This is a genomic window from Pseudomonas sp. Nvir (genome assembly GCF_963778085.1).
GTDB lineage: Bacteria > Pseudomonadota > Gammaproteobacteria > Pseudomonadales > Pseudomonadaceae > Aquipseudomonas > Aquipseudomonas juntendi.
On record NZ_CAVZVN010000041.1, the window covers coordinates 1 to 1,024 of the forward strand.

At 60.7% G+C, this 1,024-nt stretch carries 1 protein-coding gene and 1 pseudogene; both read left to right on the forward strand.

Annotated features, from left to right (window positions below):
* Positions 1-226 (forward strand): annotated as a pseudogene (locus AACG97_RS00310) (hypothetical protein); the annotation flags it as partial.
* Positions 213-1,024: thiamine pyrophosphate-dependent enzyme (locus AACG97_RS00315; RefSeq protein ID WP_338463250.1), on the forward strand; the 812-nt coding region annotated here is incomplete at its 3' end. The pseudogene AACG97_RS00310 and the gene AACG97_RS00315, both read left to right, overlap by 14 nt.

The window sequence follows — 1,024 nt, forward strand, 5'->3', positions numbered from 1 at the left end:
CCGGATGGAGGGGGAGCTCGCCGTGGCGCTGGCGCCTCCCGTTGCCGGCGAAATACCGCCGTCGCCCCTGAGCGAAGCCGAGTTTTACTGGCTGCACAACCAGGACCCGATGGCCGTCGATAAGCTGGCGGAAGGGATCCGTTTATTTGCTCAGGACCAGGAGAAGCTGGAATCGATGTTGAGCGAGCTGCTGGAAAAACAGGAGGCCGTAAATGTCATCGCGTAAAACGCTGGCCAATGCGCTTCGTGCGCTGAGCATGGATGCTGTACAGAAAGCCAAATCCGGCCACCCGGGCGCCCCGATGGGGATGGCTGACATTGCCGAAGTCCTGTGGCGTGATTTCCTGAACCATAACCCGAACAACCCGTCATGGGCCGACCGCGACCGCTTCGTGCTGTCCAACGGCCACGGCTCAATGCTGATTTACAGCCTGCTGCACCTCTCCGGGTACGATCTGCCGATCGAAGAGCTGAAAAACTTCCGTCAGCTGCACTCCAGGACGCCGGGCCACCCGGAAGTCGGCTACACCGCCGGTGTGGAAACCACCACCGGCCCGCTGGGCCAGGGGATTGCCAACGCCGTGGGCATGGCTATCGCGGAAAAAACGCTGGCCGCGCAGTTCAACCGTCCGGGCCACGATATCGTTGACCACTTCACCTACGCTTTCATGGGCGACGGCTGCATGATGGAAGGCATTTCTCACGAAGTGTGCTCCCTGGCCGGTACTCTGAAACTGGGCAAACTGGTGGCCTTCTATGATGACAACGGCATCTCCATCGACGGCCACGTTGAAGGCTGGTTCACCGACGATACCGCGAAACGCTTTGAAGCCTACGGCTGGCACGTGGTGCGCGGCGTTGACGGTCACGACGCTGACGCCATCAAACGCGCAGTAGAAGAAGCGCGTGCAGTTACCGACAAACCGTCCCTGCTGATGTGCAAAACCATCATTGGTTTCGGTTCGCCGAACAAAGCCGGTACCCACGACTCCCACGGCGCACCGCTGGGCGACGCCGAAATCGC